Source organism: Shewanella sp. MBTL60-007, assembly GCF_019654915.1.
GTDB lineage: Bacteria > Pseudomonadota > Gammaproteobacteria > Enterobacterales > Shewanellaceae > Shewanella.
This window is the reverse complement of the sequence record NZ_BPET01000177.1, coordinates 1-567: the sequence shown is the minus strand read 5'-3', so window position 1 is coordinate 567 and position 567 is coordinate 1. Positions and strand designations below refer to the sequence as shown.

1 protein-coding gene is annotated in these 567 nt (G+C 55.4%); it reads right to left on the bottom strand.

The annotated features are described in order from the left end of the window. Window positions 1–567 (bottom strand): hypothetical protein (locus K5Q92_RS24595; RefSeq protein WP_220771266.1); only part of this gene is annotated, 567 nt, incomplete at both ends.

Genomic DNA, 567 nt, shown 5'->3' with positions numbered 1-567 from the left:
CTCTCCCTCCTCTTTTTTTTCTCTTTTTTCCCGTCTTCTTTCTTCCCCCCTCCCCCTCTTTCCCGTTGTTTCTTTTTTTGCTGTTTCTCGTCCTCTCCTCTTTCAGCTCCCCATCCTCCCCCCCCCCCCTCCCTCCCCCCTCTTCTCCTCCCCTCTCCCTCCTCTTTTCCCTTTTCCTCTCTTTTCTTCTCCTCTTCCTCCCCTTTTTCTTCTCTTCCCCCCTTTTCCTCTTTCTCCTCCCTTCTTCCTCTTCCCCTTCTCCCTTTTTTTCCTCCCTTTCTCCCCCTCTCTCTCTCCCCCTCCTCCCCCTTTTTTCTCCCTTTTCCCCTTCTCTCTCCTTCCCCTCTCCTTTTTCCTCCCTCCTCTCTCTTTCTCCCCTTTTCCCTTCTTCCTCCCTCCCTCTCCTTCTTTTCCCCCTTCCTTCTCCCCTTCCCCCTCCCCTTCCTTTTCCCCCCTTTTCCCCCCCTCTCCCTCCCCCTTTTTCCCCCTCCCTCCCTCTCTCCCCCCTCTCTTTCTTTTTTTCTTCCCCCCCCCTCTTTCCCTCTCCTTTCCTCCCTCCCCTCCCTT